Source organism: Ochrobactrum teleogrylli (genome assembly GCF_037482325.1).
Taxonomy (GTDB): domain Bacteria; phylum Pseudomonadota; class Alphaproteobacteria; order Rhizobiales; family Rhizobiaceae; genus Brucella; species Brucella teleogrylli.
Genome location: NZ_JBBHKQ010000003.1, coordinates 68,860 through 91,869, shown reverse-complemented (window position 1 = coordinate 91,869; position 23,010 = coordinate 68,860). Strand labels below are relative to the sequence as shown.

Sequence of the window (23,010 nt, the reverse complement as noted above, 5' to 3'; positions counted from 1 at the left end):
TAAGCGTCTTTTTGGCGGGTGGATTTCTTTTGCCTTTTGAAAGGTGAGAGGGAATGCAAGTTCTGAAGACTGACACGTCCGCATTGCGTGGGCGAATGAAGGTGTTTGCTCAAAATTCTGGCCGGCAAGAGAAGCCCAAGCAGGGGAGGGGCGTAAACAGATGGGCGCTCTACAAACAGCTTTGCGTCGCTAAGGCAGAATTCGGTATGAATGATCGTTGCCTTGCTGTGCTGAGCTCGCTGTTGTCATTTCTACCCGATGATGAATTGGATGAGAAAAGCGGTCTCGTCGTGTTCCCATCCAATCGACAGCTTTCGCTGCGCGCCCATGGCATGCCGGAATCTACACTGCGGCGACACCTGACGTCCCTGATCGAAGCCGGGATCATTGCGCGCAAGGATAGTCCGACGCGTAAACGTTATGCTCATAAGGATAGAGAAGGCGGCATCGAGCTTGCTTTCGGCTTTTCCTTTGCGCCCTTGCTCGATCGCGCCTCTGACGTTGCTGCTATCGCGGATAAAATTCTCGCCGATCAGAAAGCACTGAAGCGTCTTCGCGACGAAGTGTCGGTCATGCGCCGAGATATCGCGGCAGCCTTTGCGGATAAGGCTCACGAAGCAGGTGAACCTGGTGAACGTATCGAAGCATTGTTTGTTCGCTTCCGCGCCATTGTCGACGCTATTCCTCGCCGTGCATCTCTTGATGAACTGTCCGCAATCAGGGCCAGTTTTGAAGCCATTCGTGGTGAATTGGCTATCGCTCTGAAAACAATAGAGATTGTTCCGGAAATGAGCGGCAGCGTCGCTCAATATGAGCGGCAGCATAGTGAATCCCTGCCAGAATCCCTTTTTGAATCTCAAAATGGCAAAAAGATTGATTTGAATGCGCTTTCCGCGGAAACACCCGTTTCTGTGAAGCTGAAGGAAGGAACTTCAGGCCAGTTAAAGCCATCCATTTCTCTCGACCAGGTGCTGCGATCATGTCCAGACATCCGCGAGTATTGTACGAATGGCATTACGTCATGGCGTGAGCTTCTCGATGCCTCGCGTATTGTCTCACGCTTTCTCGGTATCAGTCAGTCAGCCTATCAGGAAGCGATCCGTTTCATGGGGCCAGAAACCGCTTCGACGGCTATTGCTTGGATCCTGCAGAAACTATCAACCATCAATTCGCCCGGCGGATATCTACGATCTCTGACACAGAAGGCGAGGGGAGGGACCTTCTCAATCCGTCAGCTCCTGTTTTCGGAAATGATGGCAAGTGGGTGTCTCGTCTCGATGTGAGACTGCTTGGGCCCGGTTCTGAAGGCACAGCCATGAATTGGAAACATCTATCGAGAATAAGCCAAATTCTGGGCTCGGGCCTTGTCGCGGGACTGCTTTCTTGGCTGGTCTGGGCTGGTGCACAGGGTCTAGTAGGCGTCATACAGAACGGGAGGATCGTCAACAGACGAGGGCCGGACGTTTACATGAGCGATAATCCGATCATATTTTGGGCGCTAAGTGGATTTTTTGCGCTCGGCGTCATTCTTGTGGCCGGTCTGGCGTTGATTTGCTTATCGCACTGGTTGTCCTTTTTCCGACGTTCGAGCCGTTAGGCGAGGGGCTTTAATAACGATAAGCGGTTTGGCGGATGATCGCCAAAAGAAGAGGGCGTCTCGGTTTCGTTGAATGGCTTCCCTGCAAGGCGCGTATGGAGTACCGCTGAACAGGGAGATCAGAAATATAAGCGTAGGCCGCCCGCCGCCAGAATGCAGCGGTGGACCTGGCTACAAGTCTGCGGGATGCCGATTCAGACCGGTCGAACAGGATCGCCAACGGTGTCGGGTAGAACGCCGAGCGGCTGCACGAGCAAATCGGCGATTGCCGTTGCTCTTCGAATATCCTTATCCGTGGCAAGGACAGGGTTCGATCTGATTTGCGACTTTTCGTTCATGCTTCCTATTCCCCGCGCTCTGGTGGTTTGCTGTCCTATTGAGGGAATGTGAACAGAGTTTGACGTGCCGATATTGTTATCCGTGCCGCCAGCATAATTGTCCAAATCCAATATATGTCGCAGCCTGTCGCGTCCAATTCTGTAGGAATGATCAGCTTTCGCCAGTCATTAAAGTCATTTATCGCATTAAGCAGGCGTCGATGACACACATACCAGAACGACTTGCCAGTCAAAGAGCTTTGGTTAAAATAGCAATTGCTGCCAATCATGATGTTCTGTGGTTGAATGATGAGGAACAGTGCCGTTCAGTGAGCAAACTGAAAATAGTGAAATTCGAAATTAAGAAGGGTTGGAATGTTTAATTTTCTTGGATTTGAATTTTCCAGTTCCATTATTACAACGCCTGTATCGGTTATTATTACCATTCTGGCGATATATCTGGGACTGCGTTGGCTTAAGAGCTTCTTTGTCATGACACCCCAGCAGCACGTGAGAATTATTGAAACCTTCGGCCGTTACACTGGCTATCGTAAAGCGGGTTTGTCGATAAAATTTCCCTGGCCATTTCAGCGCGCTCGCTCGCCGTTTTCCTTGCAGACGAAACAGATATCTCTTCAGCTGGGCGTCAAATCCAAAGACAATGCCTTCGTCACCATGCCGATCAGCCTGCAATATCGGGTTATTCCTGCTGCAGTAGAGGCGGCCTTTTACGAGTTACATAATCCCGAAGAGCAGATCGAATCCTACGTCGCAACAGATGCACGTGCGGTCGCTGCGGCGAGAACATTCGACCAACTTTATACTGATCGAGACGAATTCACGCGCACTGTCCGTGAATCTCTGGACGAAGCTATCAATGCATATGGTTATGAGATCCGTGCCGTGTTGATTGATGACCCGCGGCCAACGCCGGAGATGATTTCAGCCTTCAACGAAGTGCTTGCTTCTCAACGCAGATTGGAAGCGGCACACAATGATGGAGAGGCTGAGAAAATTAAGCGGACAAAGAGTGCGGAAGCGTCTGCTGCCGCCATGTCGATAACGGCGCGGGGCATCGCAGCCAGTCGCAGCATTATCGCAGAAGGCAATGCGCGAGCCCTTGCCGCGTTTCGAGCGGATACGACACTGACAGATGCGGACGCCATGGCGTTCATGATGGAAATCAATCGGCTTGAGGCGCTAAGGGACGCTGCGTCTCACGGAGGAAAAACAGTGTTGGTTACGGGAGATGCACATGGTGGAAATTACGAGACCAGGGCGCTCTTAAGTGCGTTGGCAGACGACGACGGACTGAAATCAGAAAAAGATGCGTGGCGGGAAACTGGTTTGATCGGCACTGTGAAACAGCAGACCGCTCCGTTAAAGACAGATCAGGTTAACGACGAACGGATCAACAAGAAAAATGATTAGTGGTTCGGGTCAAAAGCTTCCTGAAACAGACGAAGTCATCCGGATTTCTGCAAGGAGAAGATGGCCCCTATTCAGATCATTCGTGGTTGTGTTCTTTTGCGCCATTTCCACGGTACACGCAGCTTCGAGTGAAGCGGTCAAGATTGACTTGCAGAACGGACTATCGGCCTGCGTCGATCTGAAGGCCGGGCAGGTGAGGAGGCAGGCGAACATTGTTTCCTTCGACGCGAGGTTTAATTTGCACCGGTCGATCGGAATGTGTGGATGCATGTCTGCATTGGTCAATTACACCGCCAGCGTGGACGTCAACGGCATACGCCAGAAGCTGCAGCAAGGCATCATTTCACTTGCACGAGAGGGCGATAGAACAGTGATCCTCGCATCGGATCAGAATCTGATTGCAGGTAAAGATGTCCGCGTCGAACTGTCCTGCGCCGGGCCACTGTGACTGAACTGATTTGGCTGCACGAACGCTATCATGACGCAAGTTTTGACTTTATTTTCAAGCGTAGCGGTCCAGATTCACTGTGGTCGTGCTTAACTTAATGTAATGGTGCCCTGAATGAAAAATAGATCTTTCATAGCGGTCGTCATCGCGATTGCACTTGCCGGAATTAATGTCCCCGTGCGGGCCGACGGTTTCAAAATCCATGAGCTGACGCCCATCAAGCAGGAGTTCTGGTCAATTTTCGATGCCTCCGCGCATCATGCGGAAGAACCGACTAACTTTCGGATGTCCTGCTGCGGAACAGATGACGACCAGCATTTGATGATCGCTATCGATCGCCATGTCGACGAGCAAGGGCAAGAAAACAGAACGGACGAAGGTTATCTCACAGAGCTGGACGTCAGTTCCGAAAAAATCGGTTTCAAGATCGAGAAAATCGATGTGTCCCCTGCGATTGGACGACTTATCCGCCTTCCGAATGTAGGTGGCCTGAAGGGGGTGAATATTTTTGTCGTAGAAGCCGGAGACAGGCTCACAATCCAGTCGGTTGCGCCGACCGAGGAGACCGCTGAGAACAATGCGCGGAAGGCCTTGGAAATAGCAAAAAAGCACGTCATTGGGCGATGACCCGGTCTATGGTTTAAGCGCATTATTCAATTGTCTTCTGTTAAGTCTCAATCGATCGGACCGTACGAAGATTTCATAGATAAAAAACTGAAATCAAACGCAGTGTCATCCTTCGCTTGAGCAATCACAGCGCTTGCAAACGATAGGCAGCTGCGAAAATGGATAGGTCGTCGTGTACTTCCGTTACATTGCCGGCAGATCGCAGTTCGATGCGATCATCAGGGTGGGTAAAAACATCAATGATTACCTCACCGTGGACGAATGCATCAAAGGAAGCGTTAAGTAGCTGGCCGCCCCCTTCATTCAGGGCTTTTATCGCTTTGTAGAGTGCCTCGGCCCGAGCGGGACCCAAAATCATGATGTGACTCCATCTTGGTATTGGCAATCAGCATAATCCTGCCCGTGACGCTTGGCGGTCGTCATGCACTAATCCAGACCAAAAGTTGTGCGGAATGGTAACCCTCGCTCTTGGCTTTATTAGAGAGCCATTGGAAGGAGAGAACAAAGGCTTCGAATTTTCATCATCGAAAGGTGAACAGATGACTTACACGTAGGAAGTCATCTGTTTTGACAGCACCCTGGTGCAGATGCTGCGGAGCAATTCGCCTCAGGTTCGACCCAGACGTCTACGCAACTCTTCATTCTCAGCACGCAGCTTTGCAGCAAGTTCTTGGCGTAGCTTGAGGTTCTCTGCTTCCAGTGCAACCAAGCTGGAAAGATCATCGCTGGACGACCCTGCCGACGGCGCGGGCGCTTTCTTTGTAGCAGCGTTCTTCCAGTTATAATAGGTCTGCTCACTCACTTTAGATTGCTGCAATGCAGCCTTGAGAGTGGTCTTGCCATCTTTTGTGGCTTTTTCGATCGAAGCAAGGATGGAGGCGCGCTGGGCCGGCGTATACTTGTTGCGCTTGTTCTCTACCGGTGGAGTTGCAGCGGGTTCTGCTTTTGAAGCAGCTTCGGCTGCTTTCACTGGTCTGGATGCGGCCCTGGTAGTTTTAGCGGCAGGTGCTGTAGCCGCCTTTGCGGGCCTAGGCTCAGCTTTTTTGCGTGGCGCACGGGTTTTCTTCGTGGCATCCACAGGCTCGGCGGTTTTCACCTCAACTGGTGTCTCGTTTACTGCTGCAATGGTTTCGTCTGCCATGGTATGCTTCTCCAGATCAATGTTTGGAAATTCATTTAGGCGTCAAAAATACAGGTCAATGGTTGATGTAACAATAAGGCCGTGTACATCATGTGTTCAAGATGAGATGAACTTGCTTTCAGGACATATCGATCAGGTCGGACATTCTGTTGAGTGTTGAAAATCCGCCGCATAATATGTAGCTACTGCTAAAAGCCCTTTGACGCGCGCGGAGCGTACCTTCAAATCTCCTCTGGAAAGCTACTCACGGATGAAAAATCCAAACCGTAATATTGTCGTTGAATATAAGAACAAGCGTACTCGCAAGGGCTCGTCATCTTTGTGGGGAAATCTGGATCTGAAGTCGATTGCCCGGCAAGTGGAGGCCGATGCGCCGCAATCTCCAGTGGAGGTTCGGGCCCAGCCTGATCTATCCAAGCTGATCGAGCGCAGAACCGAGAACGCCACTACAAAAGTTGTGGCTCATGCTGAGCCGGTCATCGAGCAAGTTGAAGAGGCTCTGAGCGAGCCAGAACTTTCCAACATGGACGCCTCGAAACCGGAGGAAGCATCCCTTGCAACGGAAGAGCTGCAAACGGCAAACATGGCGGGAAATCCTGTTGTCAGTGAGAAAAAGCCGTCTGTTCCACGTCGTAAGAAGAAATCAGCTCCGCAGAAACACGAAGCGGCAAATCGGGTGGTTGCCGAGCCTGATATTCAGGCTGAATTGTCAGCTCTTGAAATAGAGAATGCCGATCTGAAACGTGAACTGGCCGCCAAATTGCGCATGGAGAACAGACAGTTGCTCAAAATGCTTCGACGATTGGAAAAGCAATAGAGAAACGGTCGCTAAGACTGCTCTGCTGGCCTCATAACTAATCTGTTCACGCGTTGTGGTGACATGTGTAACGGTTATGGTTGCCAAAACTATTGTGTTGTCAGGCTCAAGCTGACAGCATCTCGGCACAGCAGATAGGGAGGTCGATCACGATGAAGTCACTGGGGGAACGTCTCGTTGCGCGGTTGAAGAGTTGGCGATCGCGGAAGAGGCCGGCTTTGCCGAACGAAAAGCCAGATGCTGAACCCACAGTCGGCGAAAGCTCTGAGCAGCCTGAACCTATATTGCCAACGCGACTATCCATCAAAGTAACGACCACAGATCCTGATGAAATACATGGCAAGGCAGCAGCCCAAAAGGTCGAGCCCGTCGCTTCTTCTAAGGGGTTATCACTCGCTGAAGAGTCGAAGATCCCTCAAGAAGCGCCAGTTGTTGTGGAGCCCGAGCGGAAAGAGGAGGGGATAGATGAAATTCTAGCTTCGCCTCCCGTTCTCAAATCACCGCAAAAGCAACGGCACGTGGGAAAGCTGGGCCCCAAGGCTGAAGACGGACCGGTGACAGACGAAGAACTGGAAGAGCTGGAAGCGGAAAATGTCCGGCTCAAGCTCCTGTTGAATGAGCGGTTAGAAGCGAAGCAGGGTGGTTCTGAAAACCGATAAGCTGCGAAACTTCGGATGATTTTGGATTAAGACACAGGGAATAGTGATGGCTGTTACATTGTTGCACGGCACTGGAAATCTCATCTGCGACGGCGTTGATGTGGGCGGCGTTGAATTCAGCATTGCTAGTCCTGCAGATGGTCCGGATGTGATCAGGCGTGGAAAAGTGTGGGGAAACAAAAAAGCAGTTGGAGCAGCATTGAACGCTACCAAGACCGAACTCGCTGTGCCTGAATTCGGAGGCTTTCTACTACTGGATATTCAGGATCTGGACCGGGACGGTGGGGCGCTGTTCACGGTTTTACAACCCGCCACCGTCTGACGACGGAATGGTCGTAAATCTATGTCGATCAACGATCGCCAAAGATTATCGAATTGCCTTTATGATAATTACCGCTCCCAATATGCATGAGTGGGGTCGTGCATGGCGTCGCTGAAATAAACAAAATCCCCGGCGGCTCTTTCTGGGCCGCGGGACACACCACACATTGTTCAGACTGGGGTCGGTTTCTGATCGAGGTCACTGTTTACCCAATATAGGGCCAACGAGTGCGCGATAACACCTGCGGGTCAGTTTCGGCTGGGCAGGAATGATGTATGAAGCGAGGAGCGCTGCGTCCAGATTAGCGCTAATTTTGCCGCCTTTGCTTGGAGTAGAGGAAGGTTAGTTCTCGGCGAAATTCGGTACTCGCCGGCTTTTGTTGAATGATTGGTTTTAATCAGATTGTTGTTCGACAAGCCGACCTTCGTAATCCTGACCACCGTAGTAAATACCGAGAATGCGAACTGTCTGACTTGTGCGATCAGTCGTGTAGGCGATCAGGACACGGCGGCGGAAACCAAGAGTGCGCAAACCTAGCAACAGGTCGTCACGCGCTGTACCCCGCTCAGGAAAACTTTCCAGAGCGTCGCAATGGGAAACGATTTCATCAACAAAACGTTCGCCAGCTTCCGGCGAACCCGCTTCTGCGATATAGGATTCTATGGCCGCCAATTGATCAAGGGCCTCGGGGGCATATTCGACAGCGAAGCGTTTCACGGGCTGACGGTTTTCCTGCTGGTGCGCCTGGCAGCTAGCTGGGCGCGCAGTTGCACAGAACTAAGTGCTCGGCCCGGATCGGCGTCAAGGGCGGCGGCAGCCGAAACGACTTCGTTGCGCAGCCAGGCCTCGACGGCCTTGTCGCGGGCTGCAAGTGCGCGCAGGCCGTCACGGAACACCTCGCTTTCGGTGGCATACTCGCCTGCTGCAACTTTGGCCCTGACCATTTCGGCCATTTCATTGGGCAGGGTAATGCTGAATTGTTGTGTGGAGCGGCGCATGGTGCATACCTCCTTTGTAGGATTTAATCCTACAGCCGTCGACTAGATGAATCAAGTCGAACCGACGTCAAAACTGGTGTGGCAAGCCAGACAATGTTATGAACACCTGCTCTAGCCGCACAGAATATCGAGCGGCTCACAACATTGAGAGTTTTGCTACCGGTGACAACCGTGGGTGATGGATGACCGGTGCAGCTTTGCGATTGACCTGCAGAAATGTAGCCCAACGATGATGCACGTATAGCATCGATATGTGTTTTAGCCCGAAATAATGAATCGCCTACGCGGTAGTTCCAATGCGAGGACTTCATTTGCGAAGAGAGCGTAGCGAAGGGAGCAGGCCGGAGGCACCCGCGCTTTTAATTTGCGCTGTAGGGTTGCCGGAGGCCTCATTCAAATGATGGCAATTTTCTTGACCGCTACGTTCCAATAGATACCCTAAATGGTAATATTGAAACCGGGGTTAGATGCCAGTTATCAGCTGCTAAGGCCTTTGAATGCCGTTTAGGAAGAATGAACGAGAAATTTAGGGTTGTCTGACGATACCAAATCGGTAACATGATGCCGAAGTAATGCTTGACCTTTTCAAGGAGATTTCTGTCCGGACCTTAAAAGAAAAACCGCTCCCGAAAAAATCCGGAAGCGGGGTGCAAATTTCAAATATTCCGTAAAAATAAAGTCGCACTCCCAACTTCCAAAGTCAATACAAAACGCTTTTCGGCGAACGGGAAAGCTTTGCCTGGTCCCTAAGAGGAGACGAGGAGTATGGGGGAAGCCCTACAGCCTGTGCGGCGGGTCGGCCGCAAACAGACATCACAACGAACCGAGTTTCGGCGGCTGGCTCAGACTGCGGAAATTGGAACGGTGACACGCGGCCAACTGATCGGACTTGCGCAGTCACTCCCTTGCCTTGGCCTCATCAACGGCACAGAGGCGCACTTGCTTGTTGTACTGATCAATACGGCTCCAGCAGACAGCTATGACAAAGGTGGCCGACCGATCGTGTTCAAATCCAATGCGGCGCTTGCTTTCGAGATCGGACGATCCGAGGGACGTGTGAGCCGCATGTTATCACGGCTATTCGATGCCGGTTTAATAACAATGCAGGATAGCGGCAACTATAAGCGCTATCCGGTCCGTAATGGGAGCGGCAGTATTGCCGACGCCTGTGGCATCGATCTGCGCATTCTTATAGCTCGCTTCCCGGAGTTTGATGGGATGGTCCGGAAGGCAAAGGCGGAAAAGAAAGCACTCAATGCGAACCTGCGCCGCTATCGCGGTGCTGTTCGCAATCTGCGTTACGCACTCGCCTCTATGGAGGATCTGCCCGCGCGGCTGCGCGCCATGATCGAGCAGCGTTTCGCGCGTGTGCTTGATGCCGTAGGCATCGCGACCAAAGCATCCAGTACCGTTCTTCGTCGCGCAACAGGCTTAATCGAATGGATCATCGAGAGGGTAATGCAGCTGCCTCACGGTGAGCAACCTTCCGCTAGAAACGAAGATTCGACACGCCCATATGTCGAAAACGACATGCACAACCAGATTACAAACCCCTATTCCCTTGGATATTGTAAGAATGAAATGCGTTCGGCATACGCCGAACAACTCAGTTTCCCTAAAATCGGCTTCGCCGGTAAGACAGCTCTCGAGAAGAGCTTGGGGCGCAATTCGAGCCAGGTCAATCAACCGCTCTACTCCCCACAAGCGTTAGTGGCTCTGCAAGACCTGATACGGGCAACACCGGCGCTGACCACTTACGGAGTGTCGCGCCCTCGCACCTGGACTGAATTGGCCCGGCTCGCCCCGCAAATTTGCCGCATAGCGGGCATTTCCGAAGATGCACGCCGCCGCGCTATCGATCAGATGGGAGAACAGGCCGCCGCCATTGCCATCGCGATCACGCTGCAGAAGTTCGACGAGAGGCAAGTGAAGTCGCCGGGCGGCTATTTGCGCGCCATGACAGAGCGCGCGGCCGCTGGCGAATTGCATCTTGCGCGCTCGGTTTTCGGGCTTGCTGCCCGCCATGGAATGGAAGGCACGCAATGATCTTTCGCTACGTTTTCGCCGCAGCGGTGGCCTTATGGCCGCAATCGACGCTTGCGAAAGGGAGGAGAGCGGCTTTTTGAGCGGCAAGACGTGGGCATGCAGCCTGGTTGCTCGCCGATCAGGCTGAAGCGATGTTGCGCTACTTGCCGCGAAACCACGGCATCAACATTGCCGAATACGGGTATGCCGAGAATGTAGCACGCGAGCGGTTGCTTCTAATCTGGACGGAGGACGTAGAGAGCCCGCATCTCTGTCAACGGGTCCATGCCTCCAGATAAGTCCGCCCGTGCATAACCAGATTGGCATTATAGGATGATCAGCGTAGAGAACCGATCCGGTTATCCAAATTTGCCAAGATTACACGAATCCTGTTGAAAATGCGCTGCATCCGGCTATCATGCGTGATAATTTCGGTATTGTGTCTACTGTCTGTGTCGACGAGACGAATTGCCATATTGGCGCATAGAGTACACCTCTAATTCGGTTGCTTTTGACGCTCGTTCGCAAGTCGACGCGGTTGCCGCAAAGCCTGAAGCCTGAAAAATTTCCCCGCCTGCGGCTCCTCGCGCGACAAATTTTTCGGCCCTCGGCTTCCTCCGTAGCGCTCCGGCCCAAGGGTGCAACACCGCTTACCGCCGTGCCAGTGAACGATCATCGCAACCACATAGAGGAGTGAATACCATGGCCAACGAAATCACCAACTTCATCCAGTTCGACAGCGAAGACCTCGACACCGCATCCGGCAAAGGCCGCATCTCGACGCTGACCGACGACATCGACATCGAGGTCGTGCCCTTCAACTCGGAAAACCCGGACGCTCCGACGCACCGCGTTTTCGCCAAATCCCCACGTGGCTTCAATATCGAAGTTGGCGGGATCTGGAGAAAGGCAAAGGCCGACGGCGAAGGCTTTAAGCGCAATCTCTCGATCCGCCGCTTGAATTACAACGCCAACCTCGGTCGCTTCGGCGGACAGGACGACCCAAGCCTTCAGGCCGTTCTCGAATGGGATCCGCGCAGTTGATAGTCCAATAGCGCCCGGCCAAGTGCCGGGCGCAACGCACCGAAAGTCGCGAAAATCCCTTTGTTTTCTGGATTTTGCGTGCTTTTTGCGCTAGCGTTAACTGCAACAGGAGTTTTGAAGATGAACGTTCATGCCCCCCGTCCGGATCGATCTCCGGAAGCTGTTGCCAGGCGCAAAAAAGCTACGAATCAGGCGCGCGCCGCAAATATGCGACAGGGCTATATCCACGATCCACTGTTGGAAGAGGCAACAGCGGCCTATGTCGCCGGCGATATCACGCGTGACGAATACAGAGATCGCGTAGTCCGCAAACCGCAGTAGTTCAACCTCAATATTTTTAGTTTGATGCCGCCTGCCCAGGGCAGGCGGCTTTTTATTGGTTTTCGCCATGGCTGAAACGGAATCCAACGGTTCCTATACATATCCGAACACATCGGGCGATCCGGACCGCAGGGATGTGCTGCGCAACAAACTTGGGATTCAGTCGCATAAGGAACTACGCGTCGAAGAATATCGCGCGGCAGCATTCCGGATGGCTGAAATTGCCGAAGGAGACGGCCCGAAAGGGACTTTCAACGCGCAACATCTGAAGGCCATACATGGTCATATTTTCCAAGACATTTATGAATGGGCCGGTCATACGCGCAATGAAAGCCCCGTTGTCGATGGCCAGAGAGTGGAGCCAATTGGCAATCTGTCGAAAGGCGGAACCTCGTTCCTACACGGCTCGCGTATCGAGATGGGCTTGGATGAAGCCTTTAGACCGATCCGGAATCCCGAAATTTTGCGCGGATCGTCGGTCGAACGGTTCGCCGAAATCGCCGGTAATGTCGAGTGACACGAATTTTGGCCCTTGATGTTATTCTAAGTCATTGAAAACAAACATGTCAAATTTAACTGGTTTCAGATATTTTGCCTTTTTTGTCACGATATTCTGCCCTTGAAATAATAAAGGCGTTCGCGATCCGGAAAAGGCGTACCTCACAACGGGTTTTTGGCATCAGGATTTTTGGCACAGCGGTGCCTGTTGACGCAAACTATTCGTCACCCGTCAAATCGTGGTCAAGCTCGTGATAGGCTTCTGGAGGAACGGGCTTTCGATCTGGCGGAAAAGATCGGCCATGTTTGGCAAGGATCTTTTGTGCCGTCTCCCATGGCTTCTCCTGGTTCATCCGGTTACGGACGGTTTCACGAAGGGCGACGATTACAGCATCGGTGATGCTTGTGCGGTCAATGCGCGCAAGCTCGCGCGCGAGCCTATCGGCCTCCGGATTGCGAATATGCAGTGCCATTTGAGTAGCTCAAAGGCGTCCGACCTCTATATTAAAATTGAAGTCATACTAAAAAAATGTTGACATGACTCGCTAAGTGGGTTGTATTTTGAATAAATACTAAAAAAGAGGGACAATGAGCGATCTCGCCAAAATTATCGAGGCTGATCAACAGCCGCTAGGAAAGCGTTTGCGTAGCCGCCGAAAGGCGTTGAAACTAACGCTTCAGGAAGTTGCAGATCAAGCAGAACTGTCAGTAGGATTCATATCTCAAATCGAGCGCGGCATTGCCGTGCCTTCCCTCGTTTCACTGGTTGCCGTTTGCCGGGTGCTTGACGTCGATGTGGGAACCTTTTTCCAGAAGTCTCAGCCTCAGGGGCCGATTACACGTCGAGATAATAGACCGCTTTATGGCCTCGGCTCATTGACGGGAAAAGATGTTACTTACGAGAGGTTATCGGCGGCCTTTCCCGGCAATATTCTGCGCTCGACATTGATCCACGAACCTCCGGGCTTTCGAAGTGAACCGACATCTCATGAGGGGGAAGAGATCTATTACATCGTTCGCGGTTCGTTGACGCTTGAGCTGGAAGGCGAAATTACGATCCTGAACGAGGGCGATACCGCACATTTCCCGTCCTCCCAGACACACGTCACCTGGAATCATACAGGCGACACGACGATCGTTTTTCACACATGCACAATGGACGTGTTCGGTGACGAAAATCAGGGGACCGGTTCGGAAAATGTCCTTGCTGTAACAAGAGCTGTCAACCGACGTGGTGCACCAAAATAATAACAAATAGGGGAACTGAAAATGAGATCTGGCATCAAACTGCTATTGGCCGCATTTTTGGCCACTACATCTATCCAGAATCAAGCGACCGCAGACACCGTACTCAGGCTTGATGAGTCGCCCGTTGGCGAACTCGATCCCGCCAAGGCTTCAGATTACGCCGACTCCATTCTGATGTTCAACATCTATGATGCACTGGTAGTTCCCAAACAGGGAAAGCCTGGCTATGAGCCATTTATTGCTGAATCATGGGAAAGCACTGACGGCAAGGTCTTTACGTTCAGATTGCGCGACGATGTAAAATTTCAGAGCGGAAATCCGCTTACCGCAGATGATGTCGTCTTTTCGCTTGATCGCATGCGCGCCCTTGGCCAAGGGCTGTCATATCTCTTCGACAAAGTGGAAAAGGCAGAGGCGATAGATGCTTCAACTGTCCGTTTCACCTTGAAAGAAATCTATGCCCCTTTCATTTCGGCACTCACGCGTCTGCCTATTGTCGACAGGAAACTCGTAATGGCCAATCTGGGGGATGGCAATGGTCCTATGAAGGACTGGGGCCAGGCATTTCTTTCGAACCATGCTGCTGGCAGTGGTGCTTACACCGTCATTTCGCACAATCCGCAAGAAGAGACGATAATGGCCAAGAACCCGGCTTATTTTCTCGGAGTGCCCGCTACAGCGCCAGATAAGGTGCGTCTGCGCTATGGCCTGGAAGCAGCCACTGTACGCACGTTGATTGCGCAGGGCGAGCACGAAATCTCCTCGCAATGGCTGCCTCCGGAAGTACTCAAGTCGCTCGCTGCCGATGGAGCCCAATTGCTCACAGAAAGGGGAACGTCCGGGTTTTATATCAAGCTGAATACGACGAAGCCTCCTTTCGACGACGTTAACTGCCGCCTCTCAGTAAGCTACGCCTTTGATTATGGCACGGGCGTTAAGATGGTGGCCATCACAGACAATGTTTCCCTGGGCAGTCCTGCTACCGGACCACTCCCGGTCGGCATGTTGGGAGCTCTTCCCAATGAACAACCCCTCAAGCAGGACCTCACCAAGGCGAAAGAATATCTCAGCGCGTGCAAATATAAGCCCGAGGATATGAATATCGATATATCCTGGACGGGTGAGGTTCCAATAGAGGAGCGGTTCGCACTCCTGCTGCAGGCCAATCTCTCGCAGATTGGCATAAAGGCGAAAGTCAGCAAGGTGCCTTGGGCTCTATTCTCCGATCAGGTATCAAAGGCCGAACGTACACCCGTTGTCTCGCAGGTCTTCGTGAACACCATGACGGGTGATCCGGATACTCTCCTATCTAACATGTATCATTCGAGCGCTGCGGGTACCTGGATGTCGCCAGAACATCTGAAAGATGAACAAGTCGACGCTCTGCTGGAGAAGGCTCGTACAACACTTGATGAAGCAGCGCGTGCCAATATCTATGAAGATCTCAATAGGCGGCTGCTCGCAATCGCCCCCTCGATTTTCGCTCAGGATCAGATTTCAGTCTTCGCCGCTTCTGACAAAGTTTTGGTTCCGGCGCTGACTGATCCGTCCAAGGCCTTCGCGCTAGCCGGGTTCGGCATGAGTTTCCGCCTGATGGAAATGAAGCAGTAGTTACCGACGAAACCCGGGTCGTTCATTAGCGGCCCCGCCTTTCAACCGGAATTTGATTATGTCACCGTTCATCCGCCTCCTAGCGAAGCGGCTAGGTACCTCTTTGCTTGTTCTCATAGGGGTATCAGTGCTGATATTTGCTATCGCTCGGGTAATTCCCGGCGACCCGGCGCGCATCGCGCTCGGACCAAACGCGACGCCCGAAGCAATTGCCGCCCTGCGGGATAAATTGCATCTCGATGCTTCCTTCTTCGTCCAGTACGGCTATTTTCTTGCCGATCTTATGCACGGCAATCTTGGCATCTCGCTGTACACAAATCGCCCTGTTACGGCCGACATCGCCCAGTTTCTACCCGCAACGCTGGAGCTGGTCATGGTCGCAGGTTTGATGATGATCGGCATCGGCCTTCCACTCGGAGTTTTGTCAGCCCATTACCGCGGAAAATGGATAGATCACGCTATCCGGCTGGTGACTATGCTTGGTGTCTCCGCGCCCGCCTTCGTCTGGGCAGTCGTGCTGCTGCTCGTCTTCTCCTACTTCATAAGGCTTTTTCCGATTGCGGGTCGGCTCTCAGACAGTATCGCTGTGCAGAACGTAACCGGCTTCATGCTGATCGATACGCTGCTTGCCGGCAATCTCGAAGCGTTTGCAGATGCCGTCTGGCACTTGGTCCTCCCTGCCTTCGCTCTGGCCCTTTCCGGTATCGGACAGGCCGCCCGCCTCGTGCGATCGAACATGGTCGAGACTTACGAACGGCCTTACATCGAGATGGCAGAGGCATATGGCTTCCCGGAAAAGCGCATCGCTCGACGCTATGCCTTCCGACCATCTCTGATCCCTTCTCTTACCATTATTGGTCTCGATTTTGCCGCCATGCTGGGTAGCGCATTCCTTGTTGAAGCCGTGTATGCCTGGCCCGGCCTGTCGCGCTACGGCGTGGCCGCCATCCTGCGTAAGGACCTTAACGCCATCGTGGGAACCGTTCTGGTCATCTCGGCCATGTTCCTCATCGTCAACATCGTCGTGGACTTGCTGGTTTCTATCGTAAATCCACGCATCCGCCTTTCGCAGAGAGCGTCATGAAGAAGACCCTTGTCATCCTCGCCGCCAATCCTCTGTCGCTGATCGGGCTGGTGCTCGTCGGAATCGTAGTGTTCTCGGCGATTTTCGCCGATTTCATCACGCCCTTCCCTGAACATGTCGGCGCTGTGGTGGACTTCGCCAACTTCAACCAACCTCCACACTGGCCGAATATATTCGGCACAGATCTCGTTGGCCGCGACCTCTTCACCCGCGTCGTCTATGCCTACCGGATCTCGCTGATCCTCGGCATTGTCGTGCTCATCATCGCCGTTCCGGTCGGCGTCGCCATCGGTCTTGCTGCTGGCTATCTTGGCGGCTGGACTGAATATTTGCTGATGCGGCTTACGGACGTCTTCCTGTCAATACCGCCACTGGTGCTCGCCATGTCGATCATGGGCCTCCTCGAGCCAACCCTTACCAATGGTATGATCGCGGTGACCGTGATGTGGTGGCCCTGGTACACCCGCCTTGTCTACAATATCGCCCGTTCTGAGAAAGAAGAGGGCTATGTGCTGGCGGCGGAGGTGATCGGCGCCTCGAAACGGCATATCATGTTCCGCGAGATAATGCCGAACTGTGTTCCCTCAGTCATCACCAAGATGACGCTCGACTTCGGTTTCGTCATTCTCATTGCCTCCTCGCTGTCTTTTCTCGGTCTTGGCGTTCAGCCGCCGACACCCGACCTCGGCTCCATGGTTGCAGAAGGTGCGAAGTACCTTCCAGACAGCTGGTGGCTCACCGTGTTCCCTGGCCTTGCCATCCTGATCGCCGTCTTCGGATTCAACCTGATCGGCGACGCGTTGCGTGAATTCCTGGGAGTGGATCAATGACGGCCCCTACACTCAAGATCGATAACCTCCGGCTCGGCTTCAAGACGTGGTCCGGGATGATCGACGTGCTGCACGGCATCTCTCTGCATATCCGCAGAGGTGAGCGTGTCGCCCTTGTCGGCGAGTCCGGTTCCGGCAAATCTGTGACAGCGCGCATTGTGCTGGGCATGCTTCAGCACCTGCGCACAGCTCACATCTCCGGCACGGTTGAATTCGAAGGCATTGACCTCGAAACGCTAAAATCCGCTTCGCGCCATGCGCTGCGCGGTACCGCCATGTCGATGATTTTTCAGGACCCGACCTCGTCGCTGAATCCGGTCTACAAGATATCCACGCTGTTTCGGGAAGTCCTGCAACGCACAGAACCTAACATCAATTACGAGACGGCTCGCCGCAAGGCCCTTGCAGCACTTGCAGACGTTGCGATCCATGACCCGGAGCGTGTGCTCGAATCCTATGCCTTCCAGCTTTCCGGTGGCATGAACCAACGTGTCATGATTGCCATGGCGCTCGCCAACAATCCGGCGTTGCTGCTGGCTGACGAACCTGGCACGGCGCTCGACGTGACCGTGCAGGCGCAGACGCTCAAGCTGATGTCCGAGCTTGTCGAGAAACACCACACCTCCGTGCTCTTCATCTCGCACAATCTCGGAGTAGTGCGCGAATTCGCCGACCGGGTCTATGTCATCTACAAGGGCAACATTGTCGAGCAGGGCCCGACCGCCGCGCTCTTCGAGGATCCCCGCCACCCCTATACGCGTGCGCTCCTCTCGGCCGTGCCGCGCATCACCGGCGGCGGCATTCCAGACCTCGACGACGATCCTGCGCAATTCCTCGCCCCACTAGTTGCTCATGAAGGCTTCAGCGAAAAGGAACTCCTCAAATGAGCACGATTCTTTCCGTTTCCGACGTTTCCAAGAATTTCGAGGTCAATGGAGGCACGGTCAAAGCACTCGATAGCGTCTCTTTCAGTGTCACAAAGGGCGAATGCCTCGCCGTGGTCGGGGAATCCGGCTCGGGCAAATCAACCATCGCCAACATTATCCTCGGCATCTACGCCGCGACCACTGGCAACCTCACCTTCAAGGGTGAGGCGCTGCCGGCAAGACGTACGCAGGAACATCGCCGGGCTATCCAGCTCGTGCAACAGAATCCGCTCTCCTCGCTCAATCCGCGTCGTTCAATCGGGGCATCGCTGCGCCTCGCGCTTGATGTCCATAATATCGGCGCTAAGGCGGGCCGCGCCAAGCGCACTGGCGAACTGCTGGAGGAAGTCGGATTGCCGGCAGAGCTTCGCAACCGTGCCCCGTCGGCCCTTTCCGGCGGTCAGCGCCAACGCGTTGCTATAGCCCGCGCCCTTGCTTGCCAATCGGAGCTCATCGTGCTCGACGAGCCAACCTCCGCACTCGACGTTCTGGTGCAGGCGCGCGTGCTCAAACTTCTGAAGGCACTCAAGGAAAGCCGCGGGTTAACCTACGTCTTTATCACCCACGATCTCTCCGTCGTTCGTAACATCGCAGACCGCGTCGCCGTCTTCGAGAAAGGCCGGCTCGTTGAATTTGCCACGACCGACGTCATTTTCACCCGCCCCGAAAATCCCTACACGCGCCGGCTAATCGGCGCCGTTCCCGTCGTCAGCTCTGAGGAAGCAGCGCTTCGGGATCACATCATGGAGCAACTGCAGAATGGAAATACCTGACTTCACCGCCTTCGTACACGCTGTTGCCGACGCTGGCAGCCAGCCGGAGAAGGCCTACGCCGCACTTGAGCAACTGGTGAAAGGCATTGTTGGCGCCAAGCTTTTCACCATCATGACAGCCGATACGTCCGACAAGCAGGCGGAACGCATCTATTCAAGCATGCCCGACGTCTACCCGGTTTCCGGGACCAAACCCTATAACGAAACCGAATGGTCGGTAATCACGCTGAACCGCAAAGACACCTTTGTCGCCAACACGATCGAAGACATCGCCAAAGTTTTTGACGACCACGAGTTGATCCTTTCACTGGGCTGCGAGTCAGTCATCAACGTACCAGTCATCATCGACGGTGAAGTCGTCGGTACGCTGAACTGCCTCCATGATCGTGACTACTACACCGAGGACCGCATCCGAGCCGCCGACGCGCTGAAACTGCCCGGCGCCGTTTGCATGCTTCTGCACGACCGGCAGAAGAGGGAGAAAAACCAATGAGCCAGAAGACCATTCGGGTCGCGACCGATGTCGGCGGAACATTCACCGATCTCGTCTGCTTCGAGACGGACCACGCGACAGGCCAGTTCCGCATCACGACGGCTAAGTCCGACACCACGCCGCCGAATTTCGAACAGGGCGTTCTGAACGTCCTCGACAAAGGCGACGTCGATCCGAAGACCGTGGACTTCCTCGCCCACGGCACCACCGTCGTCATCAACGCGCTGACCGAGCGCAAGGGCGTCAAAGTCGGCCTCATCACGACGGAAGGTTTTCGTGACTCGTTGGAAATCGCCCGCGGCAACCGACCGGATTTCTTCAACCTGAATTATGAAAAGCCAGAACCCTTCGTGCCGCGCTATCTGCGCCGTGAACTGTCTGGGCGCTTCGACTATCACGGCACGGAGATGAAGTCGCTCGACCTTTCGGGCCTGCCAGCCATCCTCGACGACTTCCGTGCAGAGGGCGTCGAGGCGATCGCCGTCTGTTTCCTGCATTCCTACGCCAACCCCAGCCACGAGCAGGCAACGATCGCGGAGATCGCACGTCTTTGGCCGGAGATCGCGACCGTCGCCTCGCACCAAATCACCCGCGAATGGCGTGAGTACGAGCGCACCAATACGACCGTCATGTCCGCCTATGTGCAGCCGACGGCCGAGCGCTACCTGTCGCGTCTCAACGACGGCCTTACCGGCAAGGGGTTTGACGGAAGCCTCTTCGTCATGCAGTCGAACTGCGGTGTGGATTCGCTTGAATCGGTGAAGAAAATCCCGATCACCATGGTCGAATCCGGCCCGGCCTCCGGCTTCTGGGGCGCGGCCGAACTCGGCAAGCTGATCGGCGAGCCGAACGTGCTGGCGCTCGATATCGGCGGTACGACGGCGAAATGTTCGCTGATCGAGAGCGGCCAGGTCCGCATAATGACGGACTACTGGATCGAGCGCGACCGCACCTCCGCCGGCTATCCGATTATGGTGCCGGTGGTCGATCTCGTCGAGATCGGCAATGGCGGCGGCTCCATCGCTTGGGTCGACGACTTCGGCAAGCTGCATGTCGGCCCGAAGTCGGCCGGCGCCATGCCCGGTCCTGCCGCCTATGGTCGCGGTGGCACCAATGCCACCACCACAGACGCCAATCTCTGGCTCGGCCGCATCAACCGCGATTATTTCTGTGGCGGCTCAGTCGTCGCGGACATGGCGGCGACGGAAAAGGCACTCTCGGAGGTCGGCGAGAAACTCGGTGTCTCGACCGATGACGTCGCGCGCGGCATCGTGCGCATCGCCAATAACAACATGGTCAACGCGCTGAAGCTCGTCTCGCTAAATCGCGGCTTCGATCCGCGCGACTTCACCCTGGTCGCTTTCGGCGGCGGCGGCGCGATGCATGCGGTGGCGCTAGGCACGGAACTGGGCGTAAAGAAGGTCGTCATCCCGGCGGGCGCCTCGGTGTTCTCGGCTTGGGGCATGATGATGTCGGACCTGCGTCGCGACTATTTCGTCACCAAGCTCGCGGACCTCAATGCCGGCGCCGCAGCCACCATTGAGGCGCTCTTCGCCGAAACCGAGGCGCTGGCCCACCAGCAATTCGGCGAGGAAGGCGTCGAAGCGGCGAAGGTCCGGTTTCTGCGTTACGGCAAGTTCCGTTACCAGAACCAGGAGCACACGACCGAAGTTCTTATCGAGGACGCGATCACAGATGCGAGCCTTGCCGCCATCGAGGCCGCGTTCCACGAGACCTACGAGCGGGAATATACCTACCGCCTCGACGCCCCCGTCGAGCTGGTCGGCATCCACCTGGTCGCGTCGGCCGAGGTCGGCAAGCTTAAGATGCAGGAAAAGCCGCTTTCCGCGACGCCGGCCTCCGCCGCGCAGAAGGGCCAACGCAAGGTCGACTATGCGCTAGAAGGCATCCATCCGGCCGCGATCTTCGATGGCGAAAAGCTGGAGCCCGGCATGGCCTTCAACGGCCCCGCGATCATCGAGGATGCGGGCACGACGATCGTCATCCACCCCGGCAACCGCGTCGAGATCGACGGTTTCGGTAACACTCACATCCACCTGAAAGCCTGAGGAGTGCGGAACATGACGACAGCTTCCCACGATCCGATCACCCTCGAGATCATCCAGAACTCGCTGCAAGCCACCGCCGACGAGATGTTCGCGGCCATGCGCAAGACGGCGATGAGCTCCATTATTTACGAAGTGCTCGACATGGGCACGGGGATCACTGACGCCGAAGGTCGTCTCGCTTCCTCGGGCGCGGGCATTCCGGGCTTCATCGGCGTGCTCGACAAGTCGGTGAAGGTGCTCCTGAAGAAGTTCTCCAAACCAAGCGACATCCAGCCCGGCGACGTCTTCATCACCAACGACCCCTACTACGGCGGCGTCACGCATCTTAACGACCTCGTCGTCTGCATGCCGGTCTTCTCCGGCGACCGGCTGATCGCCTGGACGGCCAATATCGCCCATAATTCGGACGTCGGCGGCAAGTCGCCGGGCTCGCTCTCAGCCGATGCGACGGAAATCTTCCAGGAAGGTCTTCGCCTTCCGGCCATCAAGATGATATCGAAGGGCGAGGCGATTCCCGGCATCTTCGACATCATTACCGTCAATTCTCGCATGCCGGACTTCCTCGAAGGCGACCTCTGGGCCGCCATCGCCTCCGTCCGCATCGGTGCGAAGCGCCTTGCCGAGCTTGCGGAGAAATACACCGTCGCCACCTTCGAGGCGGCGATGGCAGGTTTCATGGACCATGGCGAGAAGATCGCGCTCGCCGAGCTCGCGAAACTCCCGCACGGCACCTTCGAGCTGACGGAGGAGCAGGACGACGAGCGCATGTTCAACGTCAAGGTGACGATATCGGAAACGGAATTTGTCATCGACCTACGAGACAACCCCGACCAGGACAGCGGCCCGTCGAACGCCGGCTACGACGACACGCTCGTCAGCATGCAGGTGATCTTCAAGGCGCTGACCGACCCGACCTCGCCGGCCAACGAAGGCTCCTTCCGCCCGCTCAAGGTTTTAACGCGCGAGGGGTCGTGCTTCCATGCGAAGGAGCCGGCGGCCGTCGGCTTCTACTATGAAATCGGCATTCGCGGCTACGATCTCGTCTGGCGCTGCCTTGCCCCGCACATGCCAGAAAAGCTGCCCGCCGGGCACTTCTCATCCATCGCCGGCACCTTCATCGGCGGCATCCATCCCGATACGGGGCGGCAATACACGATCATCGAGCCGCAGATCGGCGGCTGGGGCGCATCGGATGGGCGCGACGGCAATTCGGCGATCTTCTCCGGCGTGCACGGCGAGACCTACAATTGTCCGGCAGAGATCTCCGAGGCACGCAACGGCCTCGTCGTCGACCGCATGGAGCTGAACACCGATCCGGGCGGCGAAGGCAAATGGACCGGCGGCCGCGGCATCCGGCTCGACTACCGGATCCGCCGCGACGATTCCTTCCTGACGCTCGGCTATACCCGCTCGCGCATCCTTCCATGGTCACTCGACGGTGGCAACGAAGGCTCGGCCAACTATGCGCTCGTCCTGCGCAAGAATGGGGAATCGGAGCGTTACGCCTTCGCCTCCGGCATCAGGGTCGACAAGGACGACGTGATCCGCGTGATCACGGGTGCTGGCGGAGGGTTCGGAAATCCGAAAGAACGTGATCCAGCCCTCGTGCTCGAAGACATCCGCAACGAGTACGTAACGGCGGAACGTGCGCGCGCGATCTATGGATCGAACGTGTGAGTCATCGAACTGATCTCCGACGGTATCGACGGGGATCATCATGAAACTGTAGAG

At 55.0% G+C, this 23,010-nt stretch carries 25 protein-coding genes and 1 pseudogene; 20 read left to right on the top strand and 6 right to left on the bottom strand.

The window, feature by feature from the left end:
* The first annotated feature begins 53 nt into the window (after positions 1-53).
* Complete coding sequence (gene repC, locus WIX40_RS23050; protein ID WP_182506599.1) at positions 54-1,283, top strand: plasmid replication protein RepC; 1,230 nt, start codon at positions 54-56, stop codon at positions 1,281-1,283.
* Between the two features lie 508 nt (positions 1,284-1,791).
* Here the strand turns inward: repC (WIX40_RS23050) and WIX40_RS23045 are convergent.
* Positions 1,792-1,935 (bottom strand): hypothetical protein, encoded by a 144-nt coding sequence (locus WIX40_RS23045; protein WP_182506600.1) that lies wholly within the window; start codon positions 1,933-1,935, stop codon positions 1,792-1,794.
* 354 nt (positions 1,936-2,289) lie between these two features.
* Between WIX40_RS23045 and WIX40_RS23040 the strand changes: the two genes are divergently transcribed.
* From WIX40_RS23040 to WIX40_RS23030, 3 genes are all read left to right on the top strand, one after another.
* The gene (locus WIX40_RS23040) at positions 2,290-3,345 is read left to right on the top strand and encodes an SPFH domain-containing protein (RefSeq protein WP_339442474.1); all 1,056 of its coding nucleotides are present in this window, start codon (positions 2,290-2,292) and stop codon (positions 3,343-3,345) included.
* Positions 3,338-3,793, top strand: a complete 456-nt coding sequence (locus tag WIX40_RS23035; RefSeq protein WP_182506602.1) for a DUF2195 family protein — start codon at positions 3,338-3,340, stop codon at positions 3,791-3,793. The genes WIX40_RS23040 and WIX40_RS23035 overlap by 8 nt, the downstream gene beginning before the upstream one ends.
* 114 nt (positions 3,794-3,907) lie before the next feature.
* Positions 3,908-4,420 carry a hypothetical protein gene (locus WIX40_RS23030; RefSeq protein ID WP_182506603.1) on the top strand — a complete coding sequence of 171 codons (513 nt, stop codon included), beginning with the start codon at positions 3,908-3,910 and terminating at the stop codon, positions 4,418-4,420.
* Between the two features lie 124 nt (positions 4,421-4,544).
* Here the strand turns inward: WIX40_RS23030 and WIX40_RS23025 are convergent, their stop codons facing one another.
* Positions 4,545-4,778, bottom strand: a complete 234-nt coding sequence (locus WIX40_RS23025; protein WP_262077867.1) for a hypothetical protein — start codon at positions 4,776-4,778, stop codon at positions 4,545-4,547.
* Positions 4,779-5,027: 249 nt separating this feature from the next.
* Positions 5,028-5,561, bottom strand: coding sequence for a transposase (locus tag WIX40_RS23020; protein WP_182506604.1), 534 nt, complete (start codon positions 5,559-5,561; stop codon positions 5,028-5,030).
* A 250-nt stretch (positions 5,562-5,811) separates the two neighbouring features.
* Between WIX40_RS23020 and WIX40_RS23015 the strand changes: the two genes are divergently transcribed.
* The 3 genes from WIX40_RS23015 (at position 5,812) to WIX40_RS23005 (ending at position 7,359) form a co-directional block, all read left to right on the top strand.
* Positions 5,812-6,378, top strand: coding sequence for a hypothetical protein (locus tag WIX40_RS23015; RefSeq protein ID WP_182506605.1), 567 nt, complete (start codon positions 5,812-5,814; stop codon positions 6,376-6,378).
* 218 nt (positions 6,379-6,596) lie between these two features.
* The gene (locus WIX40_RS23010) at positions 6,597-7,037 is read left to right on the top strand and encodes a hypothetical protein (protein WP_262077869.1); all 441 of its coding nucleotides are present in this window, start codon (positions 6,597-6,599) and stop codon (positions 7,035-7,037) included.
* Between the two features lie 46 nt (positions 7,038-7,083).
* A complete protein-coding gene (locus WIX40_RS23005; protein WP_182506607.1) occupies positions 7,084-7,359 on the top strand; it encodes a hypothetical protein in 276 nt (91 codons plus the stop codon).
* Positions 7,360-7,752: 393 nt separating this feature from the next.
* On the opposite strand, the gene WIX40_RS23000 is transcribed toward WIX40_RS23005, so the two are convergent.
* Both WIX40_RS23000 and WIX40_RS22995 read right to left on the bottom strand, forming a co-directional pair.
* Positions 7,753-8,076, bottom strand: a complete 324-nt coding sequence (locus WIX40_RS23000) for a type II toxin-antitoxin system RelE/ParE family toxin (protein WP_182506608.1) — start codon at positions 8,074-8,076, stop codon at positions 7,753-7,755.
* On the bottom strand, positions 8,073-8,357 hold the full coding sequence (locus tag WIX40_RS22995) for a ribbon-helix-helix domain-containing protein (RefSeq protein ID WP_182506609.1): 285 nt from the start codon (positions 8,355-8,357) through the stop codon (positions 8,073-8,075). The genes WIX40_RS23000 and WIX40_RS22995 overlap by 4 nt, the downstream gene beginning before the upstream one ends.
* 765 nt (positions 8,358-9,122) lie before the next feature.
* Between WIX40_RS22995 and repC (WIX40_RS22990) the strand changes: the two genes are divergently transcribed.
* The 4 genes and pseudogenes from repC (WIX40_RS22990) to WIX40_RS22975 form a co-directional block, all read left to right on the top strand.
* A complete protein-coding gene (gene repC, locus WIX40_RS22990) occupies positions 9,123-10,403 on the top strand; it encodes a plasmid replication protein RepC (protein ID WP_182506610.1) in 1,281 nt (426 codons plus the stop codon).
* Between the two features lie 681 nt (positions 10,404-11,084).
* Positions 11,085-11,426 carry a DUF736 family protein gene (locus WIX40_RS22985; protein WP_182506611.1) on the top strand — a complete coding sequence of 114 codons (342 nt, stop codon included), beginning with the start codon at positions 11,085-11,087 and terminating at the stop codon, positions 11,424-11,426.
* A 120-nt stretch (positions 11,427-11,546) separates the two neighbouring features.
* Positions 11,547-11,747: an antitoxin VbhA family protein gene (locus WIX40_RS22980; protein ID WP_182506612.1), complete on the top strand. Its 201-nt coding sequence runs from the start codon at positions 11,547-11,549 to the stop codon at positions 11,745-11,747.
* A 67-nt stretch (positions 11,748-11,814) separates the two neighbouring features.
* Positions 11,815-12,258 (top strand): annotated as a pseudogene (locus WIX40_RS22975) (Fic/DOC family protein); the annotation flags it as partial.
* A 205-nt stretch (positions 12,259-12,463) separates the two neighbouring features.
* On the opposite strand, the gene WIX40_RS22970 reads toward WIX40_RS22975, so the two are convergent.
* Positions 12,464-12,718: a type II toxin-antitoxin system VapB family antitoxin gene (locus WIX40_RS22970; protein ID WP_162792733.1), complete on the bottom strand. Its 255-nt coding sequence runs from the start codon at positions 12,716-12,718 to the stop codon at positions 12,464-12,466.
* A gap of 115 nt (positions 12,719-12,833) precedes the next feature.
* Between WIX40_RS22970 and WIX40_RS22965 the strand changes: the two genes are divergently transcribed.
* From WIX40_RS22965 to WIX40_RS22925, 9 genes are read left to right on the top strand one after another with little or no spacing between them, the layout of a single operon-like run.
* Positions 12,834-13,493: a helix-turn-helix domain-containing protein gene (locus tag WIX40_RS22965; protein WP_113731494.1), complete on the top strand. Its 660-nt coding sequence runs from the start codon at positions 12,834-12,836 to the stop codon at positions 13,491-13,493.
* A 21-nt stretch (positions 13,494-13,514) separates the two neighbouring features.
* Positions 13,515-15,104, top strand: a complete 1,590-nt coding sequence (locus WIX40_RS22960; protein WP_182506613.1) for an ABC transporter substrate-binding protein — start codon at positions 13,515-13,517, stop codon at positions 15,102-15,104.
* Positions 15,105-15,162: 58 nt separating this feature from the next.
* Positions 15,163-16,188 carry an ABC transporter permease gene (locus WIX40_RS22955; RefSeq protein ID WP_182506614.1) on the top strand — a complete coding sequence of 342 codons (1,026 nt, stop codon included), beginning with the start codon at positions 15,163-15,165 and terminating at the stop codon, positions 16,186-16,188.
* The gene (locus tag WIX40_RS22950; protein ID WP_182506615.1) at positions 16,185-17,018 is read left to right on the top strand and encodes an ABC transporter permease; all 834 of its coding nucleotides are present in this window, start codon (positions 16,185-16,187) and stop codon (positions 17,016-17,018) included. Before WIX40_RS22955 ends, WIX40_RS22950 begins: the two co-directional genes overlap by 4 nt.
* Positions 17,015-17,905 carry an ABC transporter ATP-binding protein gene (locus WIX40_RS22945; RefSeq protein WP_114217367.1) on the top strand — a complete coding sequence of 297 codons (891 nt, stop codon included), beginning with the start codon at positions 17,015-17,017 and terminating at the stop codon, positions 17,903-17,905. Before WIX40_RS22950 ends, WIX40_RS22945 begins: the two co-directional genes overlap by 4 nt.
* Positions 17,902-18,717 carry an ATP-binding cassette domain-containing protein gene (locus tag WIX40_RS22940; protein WP_151081330.1) on the top strand — a complete coding sequence of 272 codons (816 nt, stop codon included), beginning with the start codon at positions 17,902-17,904 and terminating at the stop codon, positions 18,715-18,717. Before WIX40_RS22945 ends, WIX40_RS22940 begins: the two co-directional genes overlap by 4 nt.
* Positions 18,704-19,210 carry a GAF domain-containing protein gene (locus WIX40_RS22935; RefSeq protein WP_182506617.1) on the top strand — a complete coding sequence of 169 codons (507 nt, stop codon included), beginning with the start codon at positions 18,704-18,706 and terminating at the stop codon, positions 19,208-19,210. Before WIX40_RS22940 ends, WIX40_RS22935 begins: the two co-directional genes overlap by 14 nt.
* The gene (locus WIX40_RS22930; RefSeq protein ID WP_182506618.1) at positions 19,207-21,279 is read left to right on the top strand and encodes a hydantoinase/oxoprolinase family protein; all 2,073 of its coding nucleotides are present in this window, start codon (positions 19,207-19,209) and stop codon (positions 21,277-21,279) included. The genes WIX40_RS22935 and WIX40_RS22930 overlap by 4 nt, the downstream gene beginning before the upstream one ends.
* 12 nt (positions 21,280-21,291) lie before the next feature.
* Complete coding sequence (locus WIX40_RS22925) at positions 21,292-22,956, top strand: hydantoinase B/oxoprolinase family protein (protein WP_182506619.1); 1,665 nt, start codon at positions 21,292-21,294, stop codon at positions 22,954-22,956.
* Positions 22,957-23,010 lie beyond the last annotated feature (54 nt).